Origin of the sequence: Sodalis sp. RH14 (genome assembly GCF_047324285.1) — a bacterium.
Taxonomy (GTDB): domain Bacteria; phylum Pseudomonadota; class Gammaproteobacteria; order Enterobacterales; family Enterobacteriaceae; genus Acerihabitans.
Genome location: NZ_CP178739.1, coordinates 2,726,498 through 2,745,552, shown reverse-complemented (window position 1 = coordinate 2,745,552; position 19,055 = coordinate 2,726,498). Strand labels below are relative to the sequence as shown.

Annotated in this window: 18 protein-coding genes and 1 pseudogene; 12 read left to right on the top strand and 7 right to left on the bottom strand. The window is 54.8% G+C overall.

Going from position 1 to position 19,055, the window contains the following annotated elements; all coding sequences use genetic code 11:
- The first annotated feature begins 83 nt into the window (after positions 1 to 83).
- The 7 genes from ACL2XQ_RS12530 to ACL2XQ_RS12500 all read left to right on the top strand — a co-directional run bounded on the left by ACL2XQ_RS12530 (position 84) and on the right by ACL2XQ_RS12500 (position 5,869).
- Complete coding sequence (locus ACL2XQ_RS12530; protein WP_410014828.1) at positions 84 to 830, top strand: GntR family transcriptional regulator; 747 nt, start codon at positions 84 to 86, stop codon at positions 828 to 830.
- A gap of 71 nt (positions 831 to 901) precedes the next feature.
- The gene (locus tag ACL2XQ_RS12525; protein ID WP_410014827.1) at positions 902 to 1,375 is read left to right on the top strand and encodes a PTS sugar transporter subunit IIA; all 474 of its coding nucleotides are present in this window, start codon (positions 902 to 904) and stop codon (positions 1,373 to 1,375) included.
- Complete coding sequence (locus ACL2XQ_RS12520; RefSeq protein ID WP_410014826.1) at positions 1,372 to 1,659, top strand: PTS sugar transporter subunit IIB; 288 nt, start codon at positions 1,372 to 1,374, stop codon at positions 1,657 to 1,659. Before ACL2XQ_RS12525 ends, ACL2XQ_RS12520 begins: the two co-directional genes overlap by 4 nt.
- A 75-nt stretch (positions 1,660 to 1,734) precedes the next feature.
- Positions 1,735 to 3,093: a PTS galactitol transporter subunit IIC gene (locus tag ACL2XQ_RS12515; protein WP_413722957.1), complete on the top strand. Its 1,359-nt coding sequence runs from the start codon at positions 1,735 to 1,737 to the stop codon at positions 3,091 to 3,093.
- Positions 3,086 to 4,567 carry an FGGY-family carbohydrate kinase gene (locus ACL2XQ_RS12510; RefSeq protein ID WP_413740433.1) on the top strand — a complete coding sequence of 494 codons (1,482 nt, stop codon included), beginning with the start codon at positions 3,086 to 3,088 and terminating at the stop codon, positions 4,565 to 4,567. Before ACL2XQ_RS12515 ends, ACL2XQ_RS12510 begins: the two co-directional genes overlap by 8 nt.
- Positions 4,568 to 4,711: 144 nt before the next feature.
- Complete coding sequence (locus tag ACL2XQ_RS12505) at positions 4,712 to 5,572, top strand: class II aldolase (RefSeq protein WP_413740432.1); 861 nt, start codon at positions 4,712 to 4,714, stop codon at positions 5,570 to 5,572.
- Between the two features lie 27 nt (positions 5,573 to 5,599).
- Positions 5,600 to 5,869, top strand: coding sequence for an HPr family phosphocarrier protein (locus ACL2XQ_RS12500; protein ID WP_413740431.1), 270 nt, complete (start codon positions 5,600 to 5,602; stop codon positions 5,867 to 5,869).
- Between the two features lie 12 nt (positions 5,870 to 5,881).
- Here the strand turns inward: ACL2XQ_RS12500 and ACL2XQ_RS12495 are convergent.
- From ACL2XQ_RS12495 to ACL2XQ_RS12485, 3 genes and pseudogenes are all read right to left on the bottom strand, one after another.
- A pseudogene (locus ACL2XQ_RS12495) lies at positions 5,882 to 6,088 on the bottom strand (integrase core domain-containing protein); the annotation flags it as partial.
- Positions 6,089 to 6,311: 223 nt separating this feature from the next.
- Positions 6,312 to 7,097: a class I SAM-dependent methyltransferase gene (locus tag ACL2XQ_RS12490; RefSeq protein ID WP_413728227.1), complete on the bottom strand. Its 786-nt coding sequence runs from the start codon at positions 7,095 to 7,097 to the stop codon at positions 6,312 to 6,314.
- Positions 7,098 to 7,737: 640 nt separating this feature from the next.
- Complete coding sequence (locus ACL2XQ_RS12485; RefSeq protein WP_413731064.1) at positions 7,738 to 8,907, bottom strand: MFS transporter; 1,170 nt, start codon at positions 8,905 to 8,907, stop codon at positions 7,738 to 7,740.
- A gap of 142 nt (positions 8,908 to 9,049) precedes the next feature.
- Here ACL2XQ_RS12485 and ACL2XQ_RS12480 point away from each other — a divergent pair, with 142 nt between their 5' ends.
- The 5 genes from ACL2XQ_RS12480 to ACL2XQ_RS12460 all read left to right on the top strand — a co-directional run bounded on the left by ACL2XQ_RS12480 (position 9,050) and on the right by ACL2XQ_RS12460 (position 15,318).
- Entirely contained in the window at positions 9,050 to 10,048 is a 999-nt protein-coding gene (locus ACL2XQ_RS12480) for an AraC family transcriptional regulator (RefSeq protein WP_413732698.1), read from the top strand.
- A gap of 484 nt (positions 10,049 to 10,532) precedes the next feature.
- Entirely contained in the window at positions 10,533 to 12,254 is a 1,722-nt protein-coding gene (locus ACL2XQ_RS12475; RefSeq protein ID WP_413730358.1) for an IlvD/Edd family dehydratase, read from the top strand.
- Between the two features lie 86 nt (positions 12,255 to 12,340).
- Complete coding sequence (locus tag ACL2XQ_RS12470) at positions 12,341 to 13,033, top strand: RraA family protein (protein ID WP_413740430.1); 693 nt, start codon at positions 12,341 to 12,343, stop codon at positions 13,031 to 13,033.
- A gap of 89 nt (positions 13,034 to 13,122) precedes the next feature.
- The gene (locus ACL2XQ_RS12465; protein ID WP_410014817.1) at positions 13,123 to 14,451 is read left to right on the top strand and encodes an MFS transporter; all 1,329 of its coding nucleotides are present in this window, start codon (positions 13,123 to 13,125) and stop codon (positions 14,449 to 14,451) included.
- 120 nt (positions 14,452 to 14,571) lie between these two features.
- Positions 14,572 to 15,318: an IclR family transcriptional regulator gene (locus tag ACL2XQ_RS12460; protein ID WP_413740429.1), complete on the top strand. Its 747-nt coding sequence runs from the start codon at positions 14,572 to 14,574 to the stop codon at positions 15,316 to 15,318.
- A gap of 145 nt (positions 15,319 to 15,463) precedes the next feature.
- Here ACL2XQ_RS12460 and ACL2XQ_RS12455 read toward each other — a convergent pair whose 3' ends face one another.
- Genes ACL2XQ_RS12455 through ACL2XQ_RS12440 form a run of 4 tightly spaced genes read right to left on the bottom strand, consistent with a single transcriptional unit; the run spans position 15,464 to position 19,054 of the window.
- The gene (locus tag ACL2XQ_RS12455; RefSeq protein ID WP_413733208.1) at positions 15,464 to 16,234 is read right to left on the bottom strand and encodes an ABC transporter ATP-binding protein; all 771 of its coding nucleotides are present in this window, start codon (positions 16,232 to 16,234) and stop codon (positions 15,464 to 15,466) included.
- Positions 16,235 to 16,258: 24 nt separating this feature from the next.
- Complete coding sequence (locus tag ACL2XQ_RS12450) at positions 16,259 to 17,125, bottom strand: ABC transporter ATP-binding protein (RefSeq protein WP_413732696.1); 867 nt, start codon at positions 17,123 to 17,125, stop codon at positions 16,259 to 16,261.
- The gene (locus ACL2XQ_RS12445) at positions 17,097 to 18,002 is read right to left on the bottom strand and encodes an ABC transporter permease (RefSeq protein ID WP_413740428.1); all 906 of its coding nucleotides are present in this window, start codon (positions 18,000 to 18,002) and stop codon (positions 17,097 to 17,099) included. The genes ACL2XQ_RS12450 and ACL2XQ_RS12445 overlap by 29 nt, the downstream gene beginning before the upstream one ends.
- Complete coding sequence (locus ACL2XQ_RS12440; protein ID WP_413740519.1) at positions 17,999 to 19,054, bottom strand: ABC transporter permease; 1,056 nt, start codon at positions 19,052 to 19,054, stop codon at positions 17,999 to 18,001. The genes ACL2XQ_RS12445 and ACL2XQ_RS12440 overlap by 4 nt, the downstream gene beginning before the upstream one ends.
- Between the last annotated feature and the right edge of the window lies 1 nt (position 19,055).

Sequence of the window (19,055 nt, the reverse complement as noted above, 5' to 3'; positions counted from 1 at the left end):
ACATCATTCGCCGTTTTTCATATTATAGTCGTGAAGTTGTACATAATTGTCTATAGACAACTCAGGATGTTCAGGTGCGCGCCATGAAAGCTTTAAGTAAAAATTCCCAGATCCCACTTTACCAGCAGGTGGCGGAGTGGATAAGAGAAAGTATCTACACCGGAGAGTTGGTCGAGGACGACCGTATTCCCTCTGAATTCCAGATTATGGACATGCTGGAAGTCAGCCGGGGCACCGTAAAGAAGGCGGTCGCCCAGTTGGTGAAAGCCGGGACGCTGGTTCAGGTCCAGGGAAAAGGCACTTTTGTCAAAAAGGAGAACATCGCCTACCCGCTGGGTGAAGGATTATTGTCGTTTGCCGAATCGCTGGAAAGTCAAAAAATCAGCTTCAGCACCTGTGTGGTAACTTCACGAATTGAATCAGCAAATCGTTTTGTTGCTGAGAAGCTGCAAATAAAACCGGGGCAGGACATTTTATACCTTGAACGTCTGCGTTCTATTGGCGATGAAAAGGCCATGCTGATTGAGAACCGTATTAATATTGAGCTTTGTCCGGGCATTACCGAAGTGGATTTTAACAAGGAAAATTTGTTTCCAACGATCGAGCGCCTTTCTCAGCAAAAAATCCGCTACTCAGAAAGCCGTTACGCCGCCCGGTTGATTGGTAATGAGCGTGGTCATTTCCTGGATATCAGCGAAGAAGCGCCGGTATTACACCTGGAACAGCTGGTTTTTTTCTCCCGGACTTTGCCCGTAGAGTTCGGCAATGTCTGGCTGAAAGGTAATAAATACTACCTGGGCACCATCCTGCAGCGCCGGGAGGTGAGTTGAGGCGGTTTTGATAATTATCCAATCGTCATCAATCCAAGCCATTGTCGAGTAACGTGATTAATGAGGAATTTATGCAGGGCATTGAATTCAAATCCGAGTACGTTCAACGCATCCCTGCGGGAATGAGTGTTGATGCGCTCATCCGCCGACTGGCGCAACCGCTGATTGCCGATGGACAGGTGGTCGGGGATTTTGCCGACCATGTCCTGGCGCGTGAAAAGAAATTCCCTACCGGCCTGCCTACAGATCCGGTTGGCGTAGCAATACCGCATACCGATCATCGTTATGTGCGCCGCAACGCCTTCGCCATTGGTATCCTGCCGGAGCCGGTGGCGTTCGCGGATATGGGCGGTGAGCCAGACCCGGTGCCGGTGCGCGTGGTTTTCTTACTGGCGCTGAGTGAAAGCAACAAGCAACTCAATGTGCTGGGCTGGATAATGGATCTGATTCAGGATGACGGGTTTATGCAGAAATTATTCGCCATGAGTAATGAACAAATTCACCAGGCTATTTTAGATAAACTCAATGAACGAGGTGAAATATGAGCCAGACTATTTTATTTGTATGCGCCACCGGCATCGCGACCTCCACCGCGGTGGCCGAAAAGGTAATGGAGTATTGTAAGGAACAAGGACTGGATGTCAATTATTCACAAACTAATGTCGCGTCCCTGCCGAGCAATACCGACGGAGCGACTTTAGTGGTATCCACCACCAAAGTGCCTTATGAACTGGATATTCCGGTAGTTAATGGCCTACCTATAATTACGGGCATAGGCGAGGATAAGGTGCTGGAGAAAATAGCATCGATCCTGAAAGACCAAAAATAATTAATTTAAACTATTCCGATTAATTTATAAAGGCGCTAACGCGAGGTCCCGTTACGTCTGCAACAGGGGTTTGCCATGAATGAAATAGCCCATACCCTATATACGGTCGTGCAATATATCCTGGGTTTTGGCCCGACGGTATTATTGCCGCTGGTATTATTTATTCTTGCTTTGTTCTTTAAAGTAAGACCGGCCAAAGCGCTGCGTTCATCCCTCACTGTCGGTATCGGCTTCGTGGGAATCTATGCCATTTTTGATATTTTGACCAGCAACGTGGGACCCGCGGCCCAGGCCATGGTGGAACGTACCGGTATCAACCTGCCGGTAGTGGATCTTGGCTGGCCGCCGCTGTCCGCCATTACCTGGGGATCGCCGATCGCGCCTTTCGTGATCCCGCTGACCATCCTGATTAACGTGGCGATGCTGGCGCTTAACAAGACGCGTACCGTCGATGTGGATATGTGGAATTACTGGCACTTCGCCTTGGCCGGTACCCTGGTTTATTACAGTACGGGCAGTTTCGTGTTTGGTCTGCTGGCCGCCGGCATCGCCGCGGTGGTGGTACTCAAACTGGCGGACTGGTCTGCGCCGATGGTGCAGAAGTATTTCGGTCTGGAGGGTATTTCATTACCGACGCTATCCGCGGTGGTGTTCTTCCCAATAGGGCTGTTGGTGGACAAAATCATCGAAAAAATCCCGGGGCTTAACCGTATTCATATCGATCCGGAAACTGTGCAGAAGAAGCTCGGCATTTTCGGTGAACCGATGATGGTGGGCACCATCCTTGGCGTGCTGCTGGGCGTTATCGCCGGTTATGATTTCAAACATATCCTGTTATTGGGTATCAGTATCGGCGGGGTAATGTTTATTCTGCCGCGTATGGTCCGCATCCTGATGGAAGGCCTGTTGCCGCTGTCAGAGGCCATCAAAAAATACCTCAACGCCAAATATCCGGGACGCGATGATTTATACATCGGGCTGGATATCGCGGTGGCGGTAGGTAACCCGGCAATTATCTCAACGGCGCTGTTGCTGACGCCCATTTCGGTTTTCATCGCTTTTGTTCTGCCGGGAAATAAAGTGCTGCCGCTCGGGGATTTGGCGAATCTGGCGGTGATGGCGTCAATGATTGCGCTGGCCTGCCGCGGCAACATTTTCCGCACCCTGCTGGGGGCGATTCCGGTCATTGCCGCGGACCTGTGGATTGCCACCAAAATCGCGCCGTTTATCACCACTATGGCGAAAGACGTCAACTTTAAATTTGCTGATGGCTCTAGCGGGCAGGTTTCCAGTTTCCTGGATGGCGGCAACCCATTCCGCTTCTGGCTGCTTGAAATCTTTAACGGCAACATTATCGCTATCGGTTTGGTGCCGGTAATCGGCCTGGTGCTATATGGGGTGTTCCGAATGACGCGGAGAACCGTATATGCCTGATTCCAGCGCGGCTATCGTCATTGATATCGGTACCACCAATTGTAAAGTCACCTGTTTTTCCTGCCAGGATGCCACGCGGCTGGGGGCCAGAAAATTTGTTACTCCCAAACTGATATCGACGCAGGGCGCGGTTGATTTTGACGTCGACCAGCTGTGGCTGGAGATTAAGGCGGCAATGTCCGGCCTGGCGGCGGAATCATCGCTGCCGGTGGGACGCATCAGCATTGCCAGCTTTGGCGAATCCGGTGTGTTCATTGATGATAAGGGAGAAATCCTGACGCCGATGCTGGCTTGGTATGATCGCCGCGGCGAAGAATATCTGGCGGCGCTGAGCGAGGTGGAAAGCGCAAGGCTGTATGCCATCACCGGGTTACCTCCGCACAGTAACTACTCCGCTTTCAAAATGCGCTGGTTGCTGGATCGCTATCATTTACACGGACGGGAAGACATCTGCTGGCTGCATGCCCCCGAGTTACTGCTGTGGCGGCTAACCGGACAACGACGCACCGAGATCACGCTCGCCAGCCGCACACTTTGCCTCGATGTCAGCCACGGCGCCTGGTCGCGGGAAGCAGCCGATATTATGCAACTGCCGTTTGCCGCCTTTGCGCCGCTGCTGACGCCGGGGGAAGTTGCGGGCTGGGTCGCTCCCGAACTGGGCCGCGATCTGGGTTTCTGCGAACACGTCAGCGTCACGCTAGCCGGACACGACCACATGGTGGGCGCCCGGGCCCTGCAAATGAAGACGGGGGAAATATTGAACTCAACGGGGACGACAGAGGGCATTTTGCTGCTCAACTCCCGCCCCGCCTTGAGCGTACAGGCAAGCCGGGACAAACTGGCCAATGGCCGTTATTCGTTGCCGGATCTTTATACCCTGTTCGCCTCTTTGCCGGTCGGCGGTTTTGCCCTGGAATGGCTGAGCAACACCTTTCGTTTTACCTTCGGCGAAATCGAAGCTGCCCTGGAGCGCGGCTTCCGGCATTATCTGGACGAGATGTGGACACTAGAGGATGTGCCGGTATTTATCCCCCATTTGCGCGGCTCGGGGTCCCCGCATAAGAACCGTCATACCCGGGGACTGCTGTATGGCCTGGGCGACAGTCTGTCCATCGATACGCTGGTCGCTGGTATTTCGCTGGGGCTGGCGATGGAATTCGCCAACTGCTTTGCCTGCTTTGGTGTCCCTGCGGGGCAAACGCTGAAGGTGATTGGACCGGCCACAGGCAATCCGCTCTGGTTGCAATTAAAAGCTGATATTTTGCAGCGCCCGGTGGACGCCATTGCATTTGATGAAGCCGTCTCGGTAGGGGCGCTGCTCACCGCCTGTCCGACGCTGGCGCCGCCGGAGGTGACCGTCGCCGCGCGCTATCTTCCCAATATGCGGCGATACCGGGCGCTGCAAGGTTATCAATTACGCTGGCAGGAGTTTTATCGCTTCAAGCTTCAACAGGAAGGTGTTATTGCTGAATAAGCCTAGGTGGCGCGAAGTACCTAAGCAAATAACTTGAATAAAATAATGCCTTGAATAGTGCATTATTTTATGAGCCAGGAGAGGAATTGGGTTAGTAAATTAAAATTTATCTCTATGTTAGCAACACTAAATGAGGAAAATACTATGCCATTAGTTAATGGAAAGATCCTGCTCGACCGAATTCGCGAAAAGAAAGTGCTGGCGGGTGCTTTTAATACCACGAACCTGGAAACCACAATTTCTATTCTGAATGCCATTGAACGATCGGGATTACCTAATTTTATTCAGATCGCGCCGACCAATGCCCAATTGTCAGGTTATGATTATATTTATGAAATTGTTAAGCGGCATGCCGATAAAATGGATGTCCCGGTAAGTTTGCATCTCGATCATGGTAAATCGCTGGATGATGTGAAACAGGCGGTGCGCGCTGGGTTCAGCTCGGTGATGATTGATGGCGCAGCGTTTTCATTTGATGAAAATATTGCGTTTACGCGTGAAGCGGTTGATTTCTGCAAATCATTCGGTGTGCCTGTTGAAGCGGAACTGGGCGCCATTCTGGGTAAAGAAGACGATCATGTCAGCGAAGCCGACTGTAAAACCGAACCGGAAAAAGTAAAGGCGTTCGTCGAGCAAACCGGCTGCGACCTGCTCGCGGTCTCGGTGGGCAATGTCCATGGTTTGGACGATATTCCCCGTATCGATATTCCGTTGCTCCAGCGTATTGCCGCGGTGTCCCCGGTGCCGCTGGTTATTCATGGCGGTTCAGGTATTCATGAGGATATCCTGCGCAGCTTCGTCAATTACAATGTTGTCAAAGTGAATATCGCCAGCGACCTGCGAAAAGCGTTTATTACATCCGTGGGCAAAGCCTATGTTGATAATAACAATGAGGCTAACCTGGCCCGCGTAATGGCGCGCGCAAAATATGCGGTTGAAGAGGATGTCTACGCCAAAATCCTGATGATGAATAAAGGTCACCGCTATATTCGTAAAGCATCTTAAGGTTCACCGAAACCATCTGAGGATAGTATGATCAGGCGAAGCGTCAAAGTAATAAACAGTACGGGATTACATGCCCGCCCGGCGGCTTGTTTAGCCAAGATAGTAAAAAAATATCATTCATCACTTACCCTGATAAACAACGGGAAGGAAATCCCGATTAAAGGAATGATGAGTATATTAGGCGCCGGCGTGAAAGGAAATACCACGATTGATTTGCTGTGCGACGGTCAGGATGAGCATGAGTTTTTGGAGGAACTTAAAACGGAATTTGCCCGTGGCTTCGGTGAAAAAGATTAGTCATTTTAATCTTCAACTTGATGTGATTACCACCACTGCCGCATCTTCAACAAACTCGGGCGGGGTCATCCCGCCCAGGGCAGAATGGGGACGGTACCGATTATAGTGTACGCGCCAGGCTTCAATCTTGCACCGCGCATCGGCCAAGGACATGAACCATTTCTCATTCAGGCACCCCAGCCGGAGTCTGCCGTTGAACGACTCGACCGTCGCATTATCACCGCGCTGATGTTCGCCTGCCCAGAATGGGCGGGCGGGCAGTAAAGTTTCTTAATCATGAAGCGCCAGAATTTCCGCCGCTCCCATGGCATGGTCAAGACTGCTCAACCAGCCATGGCGGTTATAAAAATCATCGTCGGTCAGTTAGCTGTTCCATGGCGGCGCATCACTTTGCTGGATTTGATATTACATAGCTTCATTTCCTGTCATCCCCTATATCTCTCTACCCACGCGTGCATTCTATTATCGCTGCATGGGGTTGCTGCTGATAAGGTTGCAAAAAAGCCGTATCCTCGGCGGAGGTATTTTCCGCCCATATTAGCGGACGCCATAGTATATTGTTAAATCCAGCCGCGGCCAAGGTACTTTCAAGAGTATGAGCTGACCAATAGTAAGTTTGCAGGTCGATATCATAAGGCGGTTTATGAAGGTGCAACCCAACTTTGCTTCCATCAGCCCTGGCTTCTGTTTCAGTCAAACTGAAGCCGAATGGGAGGTAATACAACGGATCCGTATTGAAATCAGGGTGAAGTGGCAGAGTTATTAGTTTTCCGCCGGGCTTAAGCAGGGATGCAAAAGACATGAACAAAGTTGATAAATCTTCCAGGCTGTTGATATAAGGTATGACATAGATCGATAGTACAATATCAAAAGTGTTATTTAATGATTCATCAAGATGGGAAAGAAATGTGATACCCTTGGCATCCTTTTTTTCTTGATAAATGGCATGATCAAGCATACCTTTCGATATATCATAGCCAAATACCTCTTTAGCGCCATTATCTATCAGCCACCGCGCATAAAACCCCGGACCACAGCCGAAATCCATAATTCGCTTGCCGCTTAATTTTCCTAAATGAAACTTTATGGTGGGTGTTTCCAATTGTGTCCGATAGGGTTGAAGAGAAAAAGAATCATAAAGTTCAGCATATTCATCAAAAGTTGCGGGGTCAAAAGTGGTCGCGGACTCTTGGCCTATATTGTTGTCTTGAGAATTGGAATCACTCATTTGTCCTCCGTAAAGCCCTAGAAGGGTGTTACATTTTTTTAAACAGTAGGCATCTCTAATTGACAAGATAATATGATTTAACAGAATTCATTTTTCTGGTTCACCCGAAGAGCGACATGTTATAAACTTAATACCAGTGGAGACAATGATAATGTTCATGAATAACATAAATTTTTTTGATAAACATTTTGATCAAGGTATCAAGCCGGCCTGATTTACATCTTTATATATAGAAGACAGATAACGCATAGATAACATTCATATTAACTGAGAAGGGAAGCAAATCAATTGCCATTTTTGATGGGCCTGTGTCAAAAAAAGCAATTTCCATGACACCTGTGCTATCAAAGGTGAGTGAAGCCGCTTCATGTCCCGTTGATAACTGGCGGGTTGTCAGGCTGTGCGTCCAATTCAGGCACCGGGTCGACCCCATCTCCCGCCACGACCCCGGGGCTGTGACATTTGCCAGGATTATAGTTAAAGTTGAATCGGCCCCGGTCGCGCTAGCGATAGCGATAGCACGGGGCCTTTTTGCGCCGTCGGTTTACCAGCACCCGGTGGTGGGTGTTAAATATGTTCCGCAACCGGTGACGATCAGCGCCGGGATACCATCATTGACCCGCCCATGGGACTATGTTGGTCAAACGTGCGGTACTTGGCCGGCTGTCGCACCGTGCTGTGGCAACGCCACCCGAACACCCAGGGCAATCACGAGCGCAGCGAGCAGCATCACAGCGCCTGCGGCGATAAAGACGCCGGTGACGCCGCTAAAACCGAACACTATGCCGCCCACTGCGGCGCCGGCGGCTATTGACGATTGCACCGCCGCGACGACCATGCCGCCCGCGGTCTCCGCTTGATCGGGAACGGCACGCGCCACCCAGTTAGACCATGCCACCGGCACGCCGCCGAAGGCCAGCCCCCACAAAGCCACCAACAGCATCAGGCCTGTTTCGTGGACGGGGAGCCAGATCATGCCGAACGCCGCCACGCCCACCAGCACAGGCATCAATACCAACGTAGCGCGCAGGCTACGTTCCATCAGCCAGCCGGCCAGCAGCGTGCCGACGAAGTTGGCGACACCAAACCCCAGAAGCATCAGAGACAAACCGTCAGCATCAATAGGGGCCACGCTTTCCAGCGCGGGGCGGATATAGGTGAACAAGGCATACTGGCCCGTATGAGCCAGCACGCAGCCCATCATCCCGATCCCAATGCCTGGGCGGCGGAGCAATTCCAGAACCGATGCGGTGCGCGCCATCTTGCGCGCAGTCATGCGGGGCAGCGTGAACAATTGGAAGACAAGTGTTAACCCGCCAACACCCGCCGCCGCCACAAATGCACTGCGCCAGCCATAGAGTCCCCCCAGGTAGCTTCCCAACGGCACAGAAACCACCGTCCCGATCGCAATGCCGCTGAAGATGATGGATAGCGCCCGCGGCACTGATTTCGCAGGCACCAGCCGCATAGCCACGGCTGCCGCCATGCTCCAAAAACCGCCCAACGCGATGCCCAGCAAAATACGCATCACCAGTAACACTGTCAGGCTGGAGGACAACGCCACAAGCAAGTTGGAGGCGATCATCAGCACGGTAAAAGCCAACAAGACGACGCGCCGGTCAAACCTACGCGTCAGACCGGGCACCAGCAGCCCGGCAAACAGGGCGATGACGGCGGTTACCGTCACCGCTTGGCCGGCAAGCGCCTCCGACACGCCGAGATCGGCTGCCATTGGCGTCAACAGGCTGGCGGGTAGATACTCCGCCGTCAGCAACCCGAACACACCCATCGCCAATGAAAACACGGCCATCCACGCGGGTGCCGCAGGCGCTACGCCGGCCGCACTGCCTGTGTTGGCGGTGGGTCGGCCATCAAAAACGTCATTACTCATCTCGAACATCCCTGGCTATTGGTTGTAGCCGCAAGTCTAGCGGCGCAACACAGGATGATCTATGATGCTAAGTCTTGATGTTTTGCTCGAAACGCCGAAAATGACTGAACAAGAACAATTTGCCCTATCGTCAGATCTCATCAGCGAACTGCTGACCGGCATGCGCCTGCAGGGTGTTCAGTACCGTCGCATCCAGACCGGCCCCACCTTTGGCCTGGGTTTCGATGCCAGGCCGGGACATGCTTACTTCCATTTCCTGGCCGTCGGCAATGCCGTACTGCGCACCGATGATGGTACATTGCATGCATTGTCTGCGGGTAGCGCCGTGTTCATGCCTCAAGGCGAGGCTCATCAACTGCTGTCCGCGGCCGAAGTTTCATTTCAGGACATCGGCATGTTCGACGCGGCGCCCCTCGGCGAGGCCGTGAGCGGGGTGAACACATGCCCCAGTACGCATGCTACGCCCAGTGCGGTTCTCTTTTACGGCTGCATGGAGTTCGATCTCGGCGCCATGCAGGGACTCGGCAAAATGATGCCAAGCGTCATGGTGGCTGACACACAAGAGCAGCGCTATCCTGGTTTGCTGGCGATTCTTGACGCAATGAAACGTGAAATCTGCGCAGGCCGCATCGGCTTCGGCGGCATTCTGGCCCGGCTCGCTGAGGTGGCGGGAGCCATGATCGTGCGTGGCTGGATCGAATGCGGTTGTGAGAACGCCTCTGGTCTTGTCGCGGCATTGCGTGATCCGCGCCTGGCCCGCGCCATATTGGCGCTGCATCGCCAGCCTGGCCGCGCATGGACAGTTGCAGAATTGGCCGCGGAGTCTCATGTCTCCCGTTCTGTCTTCGCCCAACGCTTTCATGCCACCATCGGGGTGCCGCCCCTGCGCTATGCCACGGAGCTGCGGATGCGTCTTGCCAGTCAATGGCTGCTTCACGAGAGATTATCCATCGACGCCGTCGCCCAGCGTCTCGGCTACACCTCTCAAGCTGCATTCAGTCGCGCTTTCAAGCGCGTCATCGGCCAGCCGCCGGGCGCCAGTCGGCATCGGCTTACATAAGCTAGCGCTTTGGCCGCACTGGACTGCCGTTATTTGCGCCGCGCGCACGCGAGGATAAGGCGGACTTTGATCGCGGGTGGAGACCAGACATCAGGTATCATACTCATCACATAAGCGTGATTTCCGTCGCAAATTCAATATAAGAAGAAAATTTTTTGACTTTTATATATAAAAATCATTATGCATCTTTACGCGATTAACTCTCTGAATCAAATACTCTTTATTCGCACAACGCCTCTCAGACAATCACCGGATTTTTATATATAAAAGTCCGAGATGCGCCCTCGCACTGAAATGCCTTTTTTATCGCAAAACCGAAAAAAAGAGTGATGCCGCCCCCACGTTGACTTGATCGGCAAGCCTCCTAGAATCCGTCATTATGTCAACACATTGAAGCCAAGATAACAGGTCGGCACGTGATAAAGACCAGTCATGATAGGCGGATAACCACGGGCGCCATTGCGCGAAACAGAGTGCATAAACGATGACGAACAAGAGACGAAGCCAGGAATGGTTTGGACGAACGGATAAATCCGGTTTTATCGCCCGCAGCTGGTTGAAAAACCAAGGCTTGCCAAACGATGTGTTTGACGGCCGGCCGGTTATCGGCATTTGTAATACGTGGTCGGAGCTCACGCCATGTAATGCGCATTTGCGCGACCTGGCCGACCAGGTAAAACAGGGCGTGCTGGAAGCCGGCGGCATCGCGTTCGAATTCCCGGTGATGTCCCTGGGCGAAGCGCTCATGAAGCCCACCACCATGTTATTTCGCAATCTTGCCAGCATGGACGTGGAAGAAACGATCCGCGCCAATCCCATAGACGGGGTGGTGCTGCTGGTCAATTGCGATAAAACCACGCCCGCCTGCCTGATGGGCGCCGCCAGCGTCGATCTGCCCACCATCGTGGTCAGCGGCGGCCCGATGCTTAACGGCAAACACCATGGCAAAGATCTGGGTTCCGGCACCGATCTGTGGAAATTCAGCGAAGATTTGCGCGCGCAAAAAATCACCCAGGAAGAGTTTAATCAGGCGGAAAACAGCATGTCCCGCAGCCCCGGCGCCTGCAACACCATGGGCACCGCCTCCACCCTCGCCTGCATGGTGGAGGCCCTGGGCCTGACGCTGCCGGGGGGCGCCGCCATTCCGGCGGTGGATGCCAACCGCCGGCGCCTGTCGCGCCTCGCCGGCCGGCGCATGGTGGCCATGGTCAAGCAAGACCAGCGGCTATCGCAGATCCTGACGCGGCAAGCATTTGAAAACGCCATCGTGGTCAACGCGGCGATCGGCGGCTCGACCAATTTTATCCTGCACCTGCTGGCCATTGCCGGACGGCTGGGGGTGGAATTGACGCTGGATGACTTTGATCGCCTCAGCCAACACGTGCCGCTGCTGGCTAACCTGAAACCCTCGGGCGACTACCTGATGGAAGATTTTTATTACGCCGGCGGGGTACCGGCGGTCATCGGCCAGTTGGCGCACCGGCTGCACGGCGAGGTGATACAAGCCAACGGCCTGTGCCTGGCGGATAACTACCGTGGCGGCCGCAGTTATAACAATGCGGTGATCGCCGATGCCGCCGCTCCGGTGCAAGAAGACGCCGGCACCGTGGTGTTGCGCGGCAATCTCGCCCCCGACGGCGCAATAATCAAGCCCTCCGCCGCTTCACCTGATCTGTTGTGCCATACCGGACGGGCGTTCGTATTCGAGAATATCGAACACTATAACGCGGTGATTAACGATTTGACCCTGCCGGTGGAAAAAGACGACATCCTGGTGATGAAAGGCGCCGGCCCGCGCGGCTATCCGGGAATGCCCGAGGTAGGCAATTTCGGCTTGCCGAAAAAACTTTTGCTCGAAGGTGTGCGGGATATGGTGCGCATCTCCGACGGACGCATGTCCGGCACCGCTTTCGGCACTATTGTCCTGCACGTCAGCCCGGAATCGGAGATTGGCGGCACGCTGGCCCTGGTGCAGACCGGCGATTTTATCGAGCTGAACGCCCGGGAAAAAATCCTGCATTTGCGCGTGTCCGAGGATGAGCTGGCCCGGCGCCGGCAGCGCTGGACGCCGACGCTGCCCGCCATCACGCGCGGCTATGCCAGTTTATATATCGCGACCGTGCAGCAGGCTCATCTCGGCGCCGATCTGGACTTCCTGGTAGGTCACTCCGGCGATCATATCGACCGGGAACCGCACCCCGAGTAGCGCCTGCGTATTACCCTCAGCCCAGGCCGCCATGACGGCGACCATTCCAACCCTTGCACTTGATGATGAATCGACTGGAGAGAACGATGAAAAACCATTGGCCTGATGATGCCGCCCTGTTTGCCCTGGCGCGTGAAAAATTATTCGTGGCGTTGGTGGGCGATATCCTGGATACCATGGGTTTGCAGCACCAGTATTTACATCCGCACTTGAAACCCGTCGATCCCGCCGCGGTGATCCTCGGTCGCGCCATGCCGGTACTGGAAGCGGATTTTTTCGATACGCAATATGAGGGTCATAATCCCCTGAGCGCCCAGCCATTCGGCCTGATGTTCCAGGCCCTGGACGACCTGCAAAAGGACGAGGTTTACATTTGCGCCGGCGGTTCCCATCGCTATGCCCAATTTGGCGGATTAATGGCGACCCGCGCCCTTTACTGCGGCGCCGCGGGCGCGGTCGTTCACGGTTTTCACCGCGATACCAACGAAATTCTGAAATTACGGTTTCCGGTAGCGTCTTTCGGCAGTTATGCGCAGGATCAAGGGCCGCGCGGCAAAGTGGTGGACTGGCGGGTACCGATAGAATTGGACGGCATCAAAGTGATGCCCGGCGACGTCATTTACGGGGACCGCGACGGCGTACTGGTGGTGCCTGCCGCCGCAGTGGACGATGCGTTCCACGGCGCATTCGAGAAAGCCAAAGGCGAAAATAAGGTATTGGAGGCGTTACGGCAAGGTATGCGCACCACCGATGCCTTTGCGAAATTCGGCATTATGTAGCCGCCGCTTATTGCGGTAAGCCTATCCTTCTGCGAGACAATAAGCGGTTCACTGGGTGACCTCACCTTTTATTGCCTGGAGTCTGAAAAATGGAAAGTCATATCCACCTCGAAGAAAAGGCGCTGATGAAAAAAATAAGCGTCAAAATTATCCCTCTAATGTTATTGATGTATATTATTGCTTATATCGACCGGCAGAATATCGGTTTTGCCAAATTACATATGGTTGATAGCCTGGGCTTAAGCGAAACCGCCTTTGGCCTGGGCGCATCGCTATTTTTTATCGGTTATTTATTTTTTGAAATTCCAAGCAATATCTTTTTGCATAAAATAGGTCCGCGTATTTGGTTTGCCCGCATCATGATCACGTGGGGTATCATTACCATTCTGCTGGCTTTTACCACCAGCGCCACCATGTTTTATATCTTACGGTTTTTAATCGGCGCGGCCGAGGCAGGACTGTATCCCGGTTTGCTTTATTATATGACCCGCTGGTTCCCGCTTGAATATCGGCCAAAAGTCGTCAGCTATCTCATTATGGCCAGCCTGTTTGCCAATCTGGTCGGCGCCCCGCTCAACGGGATGTTGCTCAGCATGCACGGCGTACTGGGGCTTGACGGCTGGCAGTGGATTTTCATCGGCACCGGCGTGCCGGCGGTGCTGTTGATTATTCCGGTCGTGATGTTTTTAGCCGAAACCCCTGAAAAAGCCAACTTCCTGGACGAAACGGAAAAGCGCTGGCTGGTCAACCGTCTCGACCTTGAGCGCGAGGCCCATCAGGATCATCGCATAACCGGCGTATTGCAGACGTTGATCGACCGCCGCGTCCTTCTGCTGGCGTTGGTGCTTGGGTTTATTTCCTTTGGCGCCTACGGCTTGAGCTACTGGATGCCCACTATCGTCAAAGGGTTCGGCGTATCCGACTTGCATAATGGCTTTATTAATATGCTGCCCTGGCTGATGTCGATTCTGCTGCTGTGGTGGTTAACCGCGAAACCGGGTCGCACCGCCAGCCCGGTGCTCAACATTGCGCTGCCGATGTTCGTCGCGGCGGTGTTCCTGGTGGCCAGCGCCTGGTTTATCAACACGCCCGTACTGAGTTTTTTCTCGATTACCCTGGTGATAATGGCGATATTTTCCATCCAGCCGTGCTTTTGGAACCTGACGCGTTTTCTGAGCGGCAGCGCCGCGGCAGCCGGGCTGGCCGCCATCAATTCCCTGGCCAACCTGGGCGGATTTTTTGCGCAGAATACGGTTCCGGCGATCCGTGATATGACCGGCAGCAGCAGCGCCCCTATGTATTACCTCGGCGTTTGCATGGCCGTCGGCGGCGTGGTCACCTTGCTGGTTATCCGCTATTTGCGCCGCAGCGAAACGCCGCAAAAATCCACCGAACGGGCGGATATCATCCCGCGCTAGGCGCGGCGCCCTACTGCTGCGATTCTTGCCCGCGCGGATAGCAGCAGTTATTTTTGACAGCGCCAGCGGGGTTACCTAAGGTAGGATTTATCCTTTTGCGCCTGATAACCGAAAGCCACCATGAATACGCCCAGCCAGGAATACAAAGCGCCGGCCCTCACTCGCGGACTTAAAATTATCGAATACTTCGCCAAAACCGGGGCGCCGAAAAGCATGGGGCAATTGGCGGCTGAACTAGGGCTGTCATTCAATCACATTTATCGCATCGTGCAGTGCCTGTCGGCAGAAGGCTATTTGTATCAAGATGCCGCCCGGCTTTACCATCTGACCGATAAGGTGCAAGTCAAATACGCCGTCAGTCCAATCCAGCAATTCGCCCTTTCCGAGCAGTGCCAACGCCTGATGCGCGATTTCTCCTGGCAAACCAATCAGCCCTGCCACTTAGCCTCGTTGAAGGAAGATGATTTTGTGGTGCTGGCGCATGCTTATCCTGAATTCTCCCCCGCCATCGGCGCCCGCTCAGGCTCCACACTGAATGCGATCAAATCCAGCTCGGCGTTGTTGTTCCTGGCAATGGCCTCCGATCAGGCCGCCCTGCGCCTTATTCGTCATGCCCCGCTGGGACCGGAACTGCGGGCCAACCTGCATCAACAATTAGCGCAAATCGGCGAGCAAGGATTTTCCGAGATCAAACACGACCGGATAATCGGCCTGACATCGGTTTCGTTTCCTGTTTTGGGCCATGACGACCGGGCCGAGGCGGTGATAACCTGCCCCCATTTTGATCATGTGCCCGGTGATTATGATGAACTCAAAAAAAGCTTGCGCGAACTGGCCTCGGCATTAACCCAAATGCATCGCCGATAGACATCCCGGTCCTACTTTTAAGCGGCTTTTTAAGGGCCATCCAGGACCCATTCCGGCGCGATAGAGAATTGCCCCACATGCCTGAATCCGACAATGTTATCCAGCAAGCCAAACCCCGCTGAACGCTGAAGGGAAGGTGCGGTCCCTATAACATCACTTTTGCCGCCATTTCCCTGCTGTAATTGCGGCTGGCATCGACCAGCACGCGGGTGTAATCCTGCTGAATATCGCCGCGCAGCAGCGCGTCGGTTTCCAGCGTTTCGAGGATTTTGCCGTATTGCATGACGGCAACACGCTGGCAGAGGTGGGCGATGACGCCCAGATCATGCGTCACCATCAAATAGGTCAGCCCTTCCTCTTTCTGCAGGTCGAACAACAAATTGAGGATTTCCGCCTGCACCGACACATCCAGCGCCGAAGTCGGTTCGTCAAGCAGCAGTACGCGCGGCTTGAGGATCAGCGCGCGGGCGATAGCGACACGCTGCCGCTGGCCACCGGAAAGCTGATGCGGATACCGCCGGCGGAACGCGCGGTTCAGACCGACTTTGTCCAGGATAATGTTAATCCGCCGATCACGCTGATCGATACGGTGGATTTGCAACGGCTCCTCAAGAATATCGCCGATCGTGTGACGGGGATGCAGCGAGCCATAGGGATCCTGAAACACCATTTGCACCAGACGGCAGCGGTCGCGGCCAATGCGGTGCTGGAGCGGCTGACCGTCGATTTCCAGCTCACCGCGCCAATGGGTAAACAGCCCGGCGAGACATTTCAGCACCGTGGTTTTCCCGGAGCCCGACTCCCCCACCAGCCCGAAGATTTCTCCTTCACGGACATCGATATTCACCTCCGTCAGTACCTGGGTGGTTTTCGCGCCTTCGCCGAACGCAAGATTCAGATTGCGCACGTCGATCATGGTTTTCGTTTGCATTTCGGCTCCTTAATCGGTAAGCCAACTGGCCTGACGGTGCATCACCGGCAGCGGATAACGACGGTTATCCATGTCCGGCAGCGCGCTAAGCAAACCGCGCGTATAGGGATGCCGCGCATTATCCAGATCGGTGGCGGCAATCGACTCCACAATGCGTCCGGCATACATCACCAGCACGCGGTCGCAGAAGCTGCGCACCAGATTGATGTCATGGCTGATAAAAATCAGTCCCAGTCCACGGGTTTTCACCAGATCGTCGAGCAGCGCCAGCACCTGTAAACGCACCGAGACGTCCAGCGCGGAGGTCGGCTCATCGGCAATCACCATTTCCGGGTCAGTGATAAGCATCATGGCGATCATGATGCGCTGCCCCTGCCCGCCTGAAATCTCATGCGGATACAGATGATAAACACGTTGCGGATCGCGGATGCGCACCACATCGAGCATATTGAGCACTTTGCTTTTCGCCTCCCGATAGGAACAGGGGTGATGCGAACGCCACGCTTCGGCAATTTGATCGCCGACGCAGAGTACCGGATTGAGCGAGTATTTCGGGTCCTGCATAATCATCGATATGCGTTTCCCGCGCACCCGCCGCATCTGCCGCGGGCTGGCGTTAAGCAAATCGATATCACCGAACTGCATTTTTTCAGCGGTAATGCGTGCTTTTGCCGGATGAAGCTGCAACAGCGCCCGTCCGACGGTGGATTTGCCCGAACCGGATTCACCGACAATCGCCAGTTTTTCCCGCCCGAGTTGGAAGGAAACGCCGCGCACCGCCTGCGTTTCCTGACGTCCATTGACAAAGCTGACGTGCAGATCGCGCACATCGAGTAACGCCGGGGCGTCATTCACTACGGGGATCGAGGATGTCACGCAGGCCATCTCCTAAAAAGTTGAACGCCAGGCTGTTAATCATGATCGCCAGACCGGGAAAGGTCGCAACCCACCAACACTCCATCATGTACGTCCGGCCACTGGAAATCATTGCGCCCCATTCGGGATCGGGCGGCTGCGCGCCCAGGCCGAGGAACCCCAGGCCCGCGGCGGTGAGAATAATTCCCGCCATGTTCATGGTGATACGGATAATGACCGACGGCAGACACAGCGGCACAATGTGGCGCCACAACAGCCGCGCCGGGGATGCGCCCAGCAAACGCACCGCCGAGATAAAATCGGCCTGGCGCAGCGAGAGCGTTTCAGCGCGGGCCAGGCGCGCAATCGGCGGCCAGGCGGTGAGCGTAATGGCGATCACCACATGTTCCAGCCCCGGGCCGAGCGCGGCGACAAACGCCAGCGCCAGCACCAGGCTCGGAAAGGAGATGAAAATATCCGTCACCCGCATCAGCACCATATCCGTTTTACCGCCGAAATAACCCGCGGTGACGCCGAGCAGCAACCCGAGCGGCCCGACGGTGACGGAGACCAGCAGCACGATATACAGCGTGATGCGCGAGCCGTAAACCAGCCGGCTGAAGATATCGCGGCCAAACTCATCGGTGCCAAACCAATGCGCCGCCGACGGCGGGCTGAGCGCGTTATTCAGGTCCTGCACCAGCGGATGGAAGGGCGCGATCCAGGGTGCGAAGAGCGCCACAACCATCAGCAGCAGAACAATGGCGCCGCCGATAGCCGTCAGCGGGTTGCTCGCCATCCGCCACAAAAAATTGCCGATGCGGCCCAACGCCTGCTTCACGCGCCGGCGTTTTTCATCACCGGCGCTGAGCGCCGCAGAATCAAGGGATATCGTCATACTTTTGTCCTCGGGTCAAAAACCTGGTACAGCAGGTCAGAGAGCAGATTCAGCATCACGAAAATTAAACCGACCACCAGCACGCAGCCCATCACCGCGTTCATGTCGCCAAGCATCAGGCTGCTGGTGAGATACGAACCGAAGCCCGGCCAGGAGAAAACCGTTTCAATCAGCACCGCGCCTTCGAGCAGCGAGCCGTAAGCCAGCGCAACCACGGTCAGCAACTGGACCAGAATATTGCGGAACGCGTGATTCCACAGCACATGCCATTCGCTCAGGCCTTTCACCCGGGCGGTGATAATGAATTCCTGCGATAGCTGCGCCAGCATAAAGCTACGCGTCATGCGGCTGATATAGGCCAGCGAGTGAAAGCCGAGTAACGACGCAGGCAGGATCAGGTGATTCAGCGCGTCGCGAAATACCGTCCCGTTGCTGGCAATCAGCGCGTCGATCAGCATAAAACCGCTGTGGCGCGTGACCTGTCCGTCGAGGCTGAAATCCAGCCGGCCCGCGCCGCCTACCCAACCGAGCCAGGCGTAAAACACCAGCAGCCCCATCATCCCGACCCAGAATATCGGCGTGGAATAGCCGGCCAGGCTGATAATCCGCACGACGTAATCCGCAATGCTGTTGCGTTTTGCCGCTGCCAGCACGCCCAGAGGAATGCCGACGCCGGCACCGAGAATGATCGCCAGCGTCGCCAGTTCCATGGTGGCCGGGAACACGCGCAAAATGTCCCGCGTCACCGGCTTGCCGGTCAGCAGCGCATTGCCCAAATCACCGTGCGCCAGGCCGGAAAGGTAAATGCCGAATTGTGTCCACAGCGGTTTATCAAAACCGAGCTGATGGTAAACCTGTTGATAAGTGCTGTGGTCGGCGTCGGGGCCGACAATCGCCAGCACCGGATCCACCGGCATTACGCGGCCAATAAAAAACGTCAGCAGCAGCAGGCCGAACAACGTCACCAAGACCTGGAGCAGGCGTTTGCCGATCCGCCCCGCGGGGAAAGGCGCGCGCGCGGTTTGCTTTGTAACCGGCGCCGGAATGGGCATG

Bases quoted from the DNA above. Each gene is read 5' to 3' on its own strand.
- ACL2XQ_RS12530 (WP_410014828.1), top strand. From the start codon at position 84: ATGAAAGCTTTAAGTAAAAATTCCCAGATCCCACTTTACCAGCAGGTG.
- ACL2XQ_RS12525 (WP_410014827.1), top strand. From the start codon at position 902: ATGCAGGGCATTGAATTCAAATCCGAGTACGTTCAACGCATCCCTGCG.
- ACL2XQ_RS12520 (WP_410014826.1), top strand. From the start codon at position 1,372: ATGAGCCAGACTATTTTATTTGTATGCGCCACCGGCATCGCGACCTCC.
- ACL2XQ_RS12515 (WP_413722957.1), top strand. From the start codon at position 1,735: ATGAATGAAATAGCCCATACCCTATATACGGTCGTGCAATATATCCTG.
- ACL2XQ_RS12510 (WP_413740433.1), top strand. From the start codon at position 3,086: ATGCCTGATTCCAGCGCGGCTATCGTCATTGATATCGGTACCACCAAT.
- ACL2XQ_RS12505 (WP_413740432.1), top strand. From the start codon at position 4,712: ATGCCATTAGTTAATGGAAAGATCCTGCTCGACCGAATTCGCGAAAAG.
- ACL2XQ_RS12500 (WP_413740431.1), top strand. From the start codon at position 5,600: ATGATCAGGCGAAGCGTCAAAGTAATAAACAGTACGGGATTACATGCC.
- ACL2XQ_RS12490 (WP_413728227.1), bottom strand. From the start codon at position 7,097: ATGAGTGATTCCAATTCTCAAGACAACAATATAGGCCAAGAGTCCGCG.
- ACL2XQ_RS12485 (WP_413731064.1), bottom strand. From the start codon at position 8,907: ATGGCCGTGTTTTCATTGGCGATGGGTGTGTTCGGGTTGCTGACGGCG.
- ACL2XQ_RS12480 (WP_413732698.1), top strand. From the start codon at position 9,050: ATGATGCTAAGTCTTGATGTTTTGCTCGAAACGCCGAAAATGACTGAA.
- ACL2XQ_RS12475 (WP_413730358.1), top strand. From the start codon at position 10,533: ATGACGAACAAGAGACGAAGCCAGGAATGGTTTGGACGAACGGATAAA.
- ACL2XQ_RS12470 (WP_413740430.1), top strand. From the start codon at position 12,341: ATGAAAAACCATTGGCCTGATGATGCCGCCCTGTTTGCCCTGGCGCGT.
- ACL2XQ_RS12465 (WP_410014817.1), top strand. From the start codon at position 13,123: ATGGAAAGTCATATCCACCTCGAAGAAAAGGCGCTGATGAAAAAAATA.
- ACL2XQ_RS12460 (WP_413740429.1), top strand. From the start codon at position 14,572: ATGAATACGCCCAGCCAGGAATACAAAGCGCCGGCCCTCACTCGCGGA.
- ACL2XQ_RS12455 (WP_413733208.1), bottom strand. From the start codon at position 16,234: ATGATCGACGTGCGCAATCTGAATCTTGCGTTCGGCGAAGGCGCGAAA.
- ACL2XQ_RS12445 (WP_413740428.1), bottom strand. From the start codon at position 18,002: ATGACGATATCCCTTGATTCTGCGGCGCTCAGCGCCGGTGATGAAAAA.
- ACL2XQ_RS12440 (WP_413740519.1), bottom strand. From the start codon at position 19,054: ATGCCCATTCCGGCGCCGGTTACAAAGCAAACCGCGCGCGCGCCTTTC.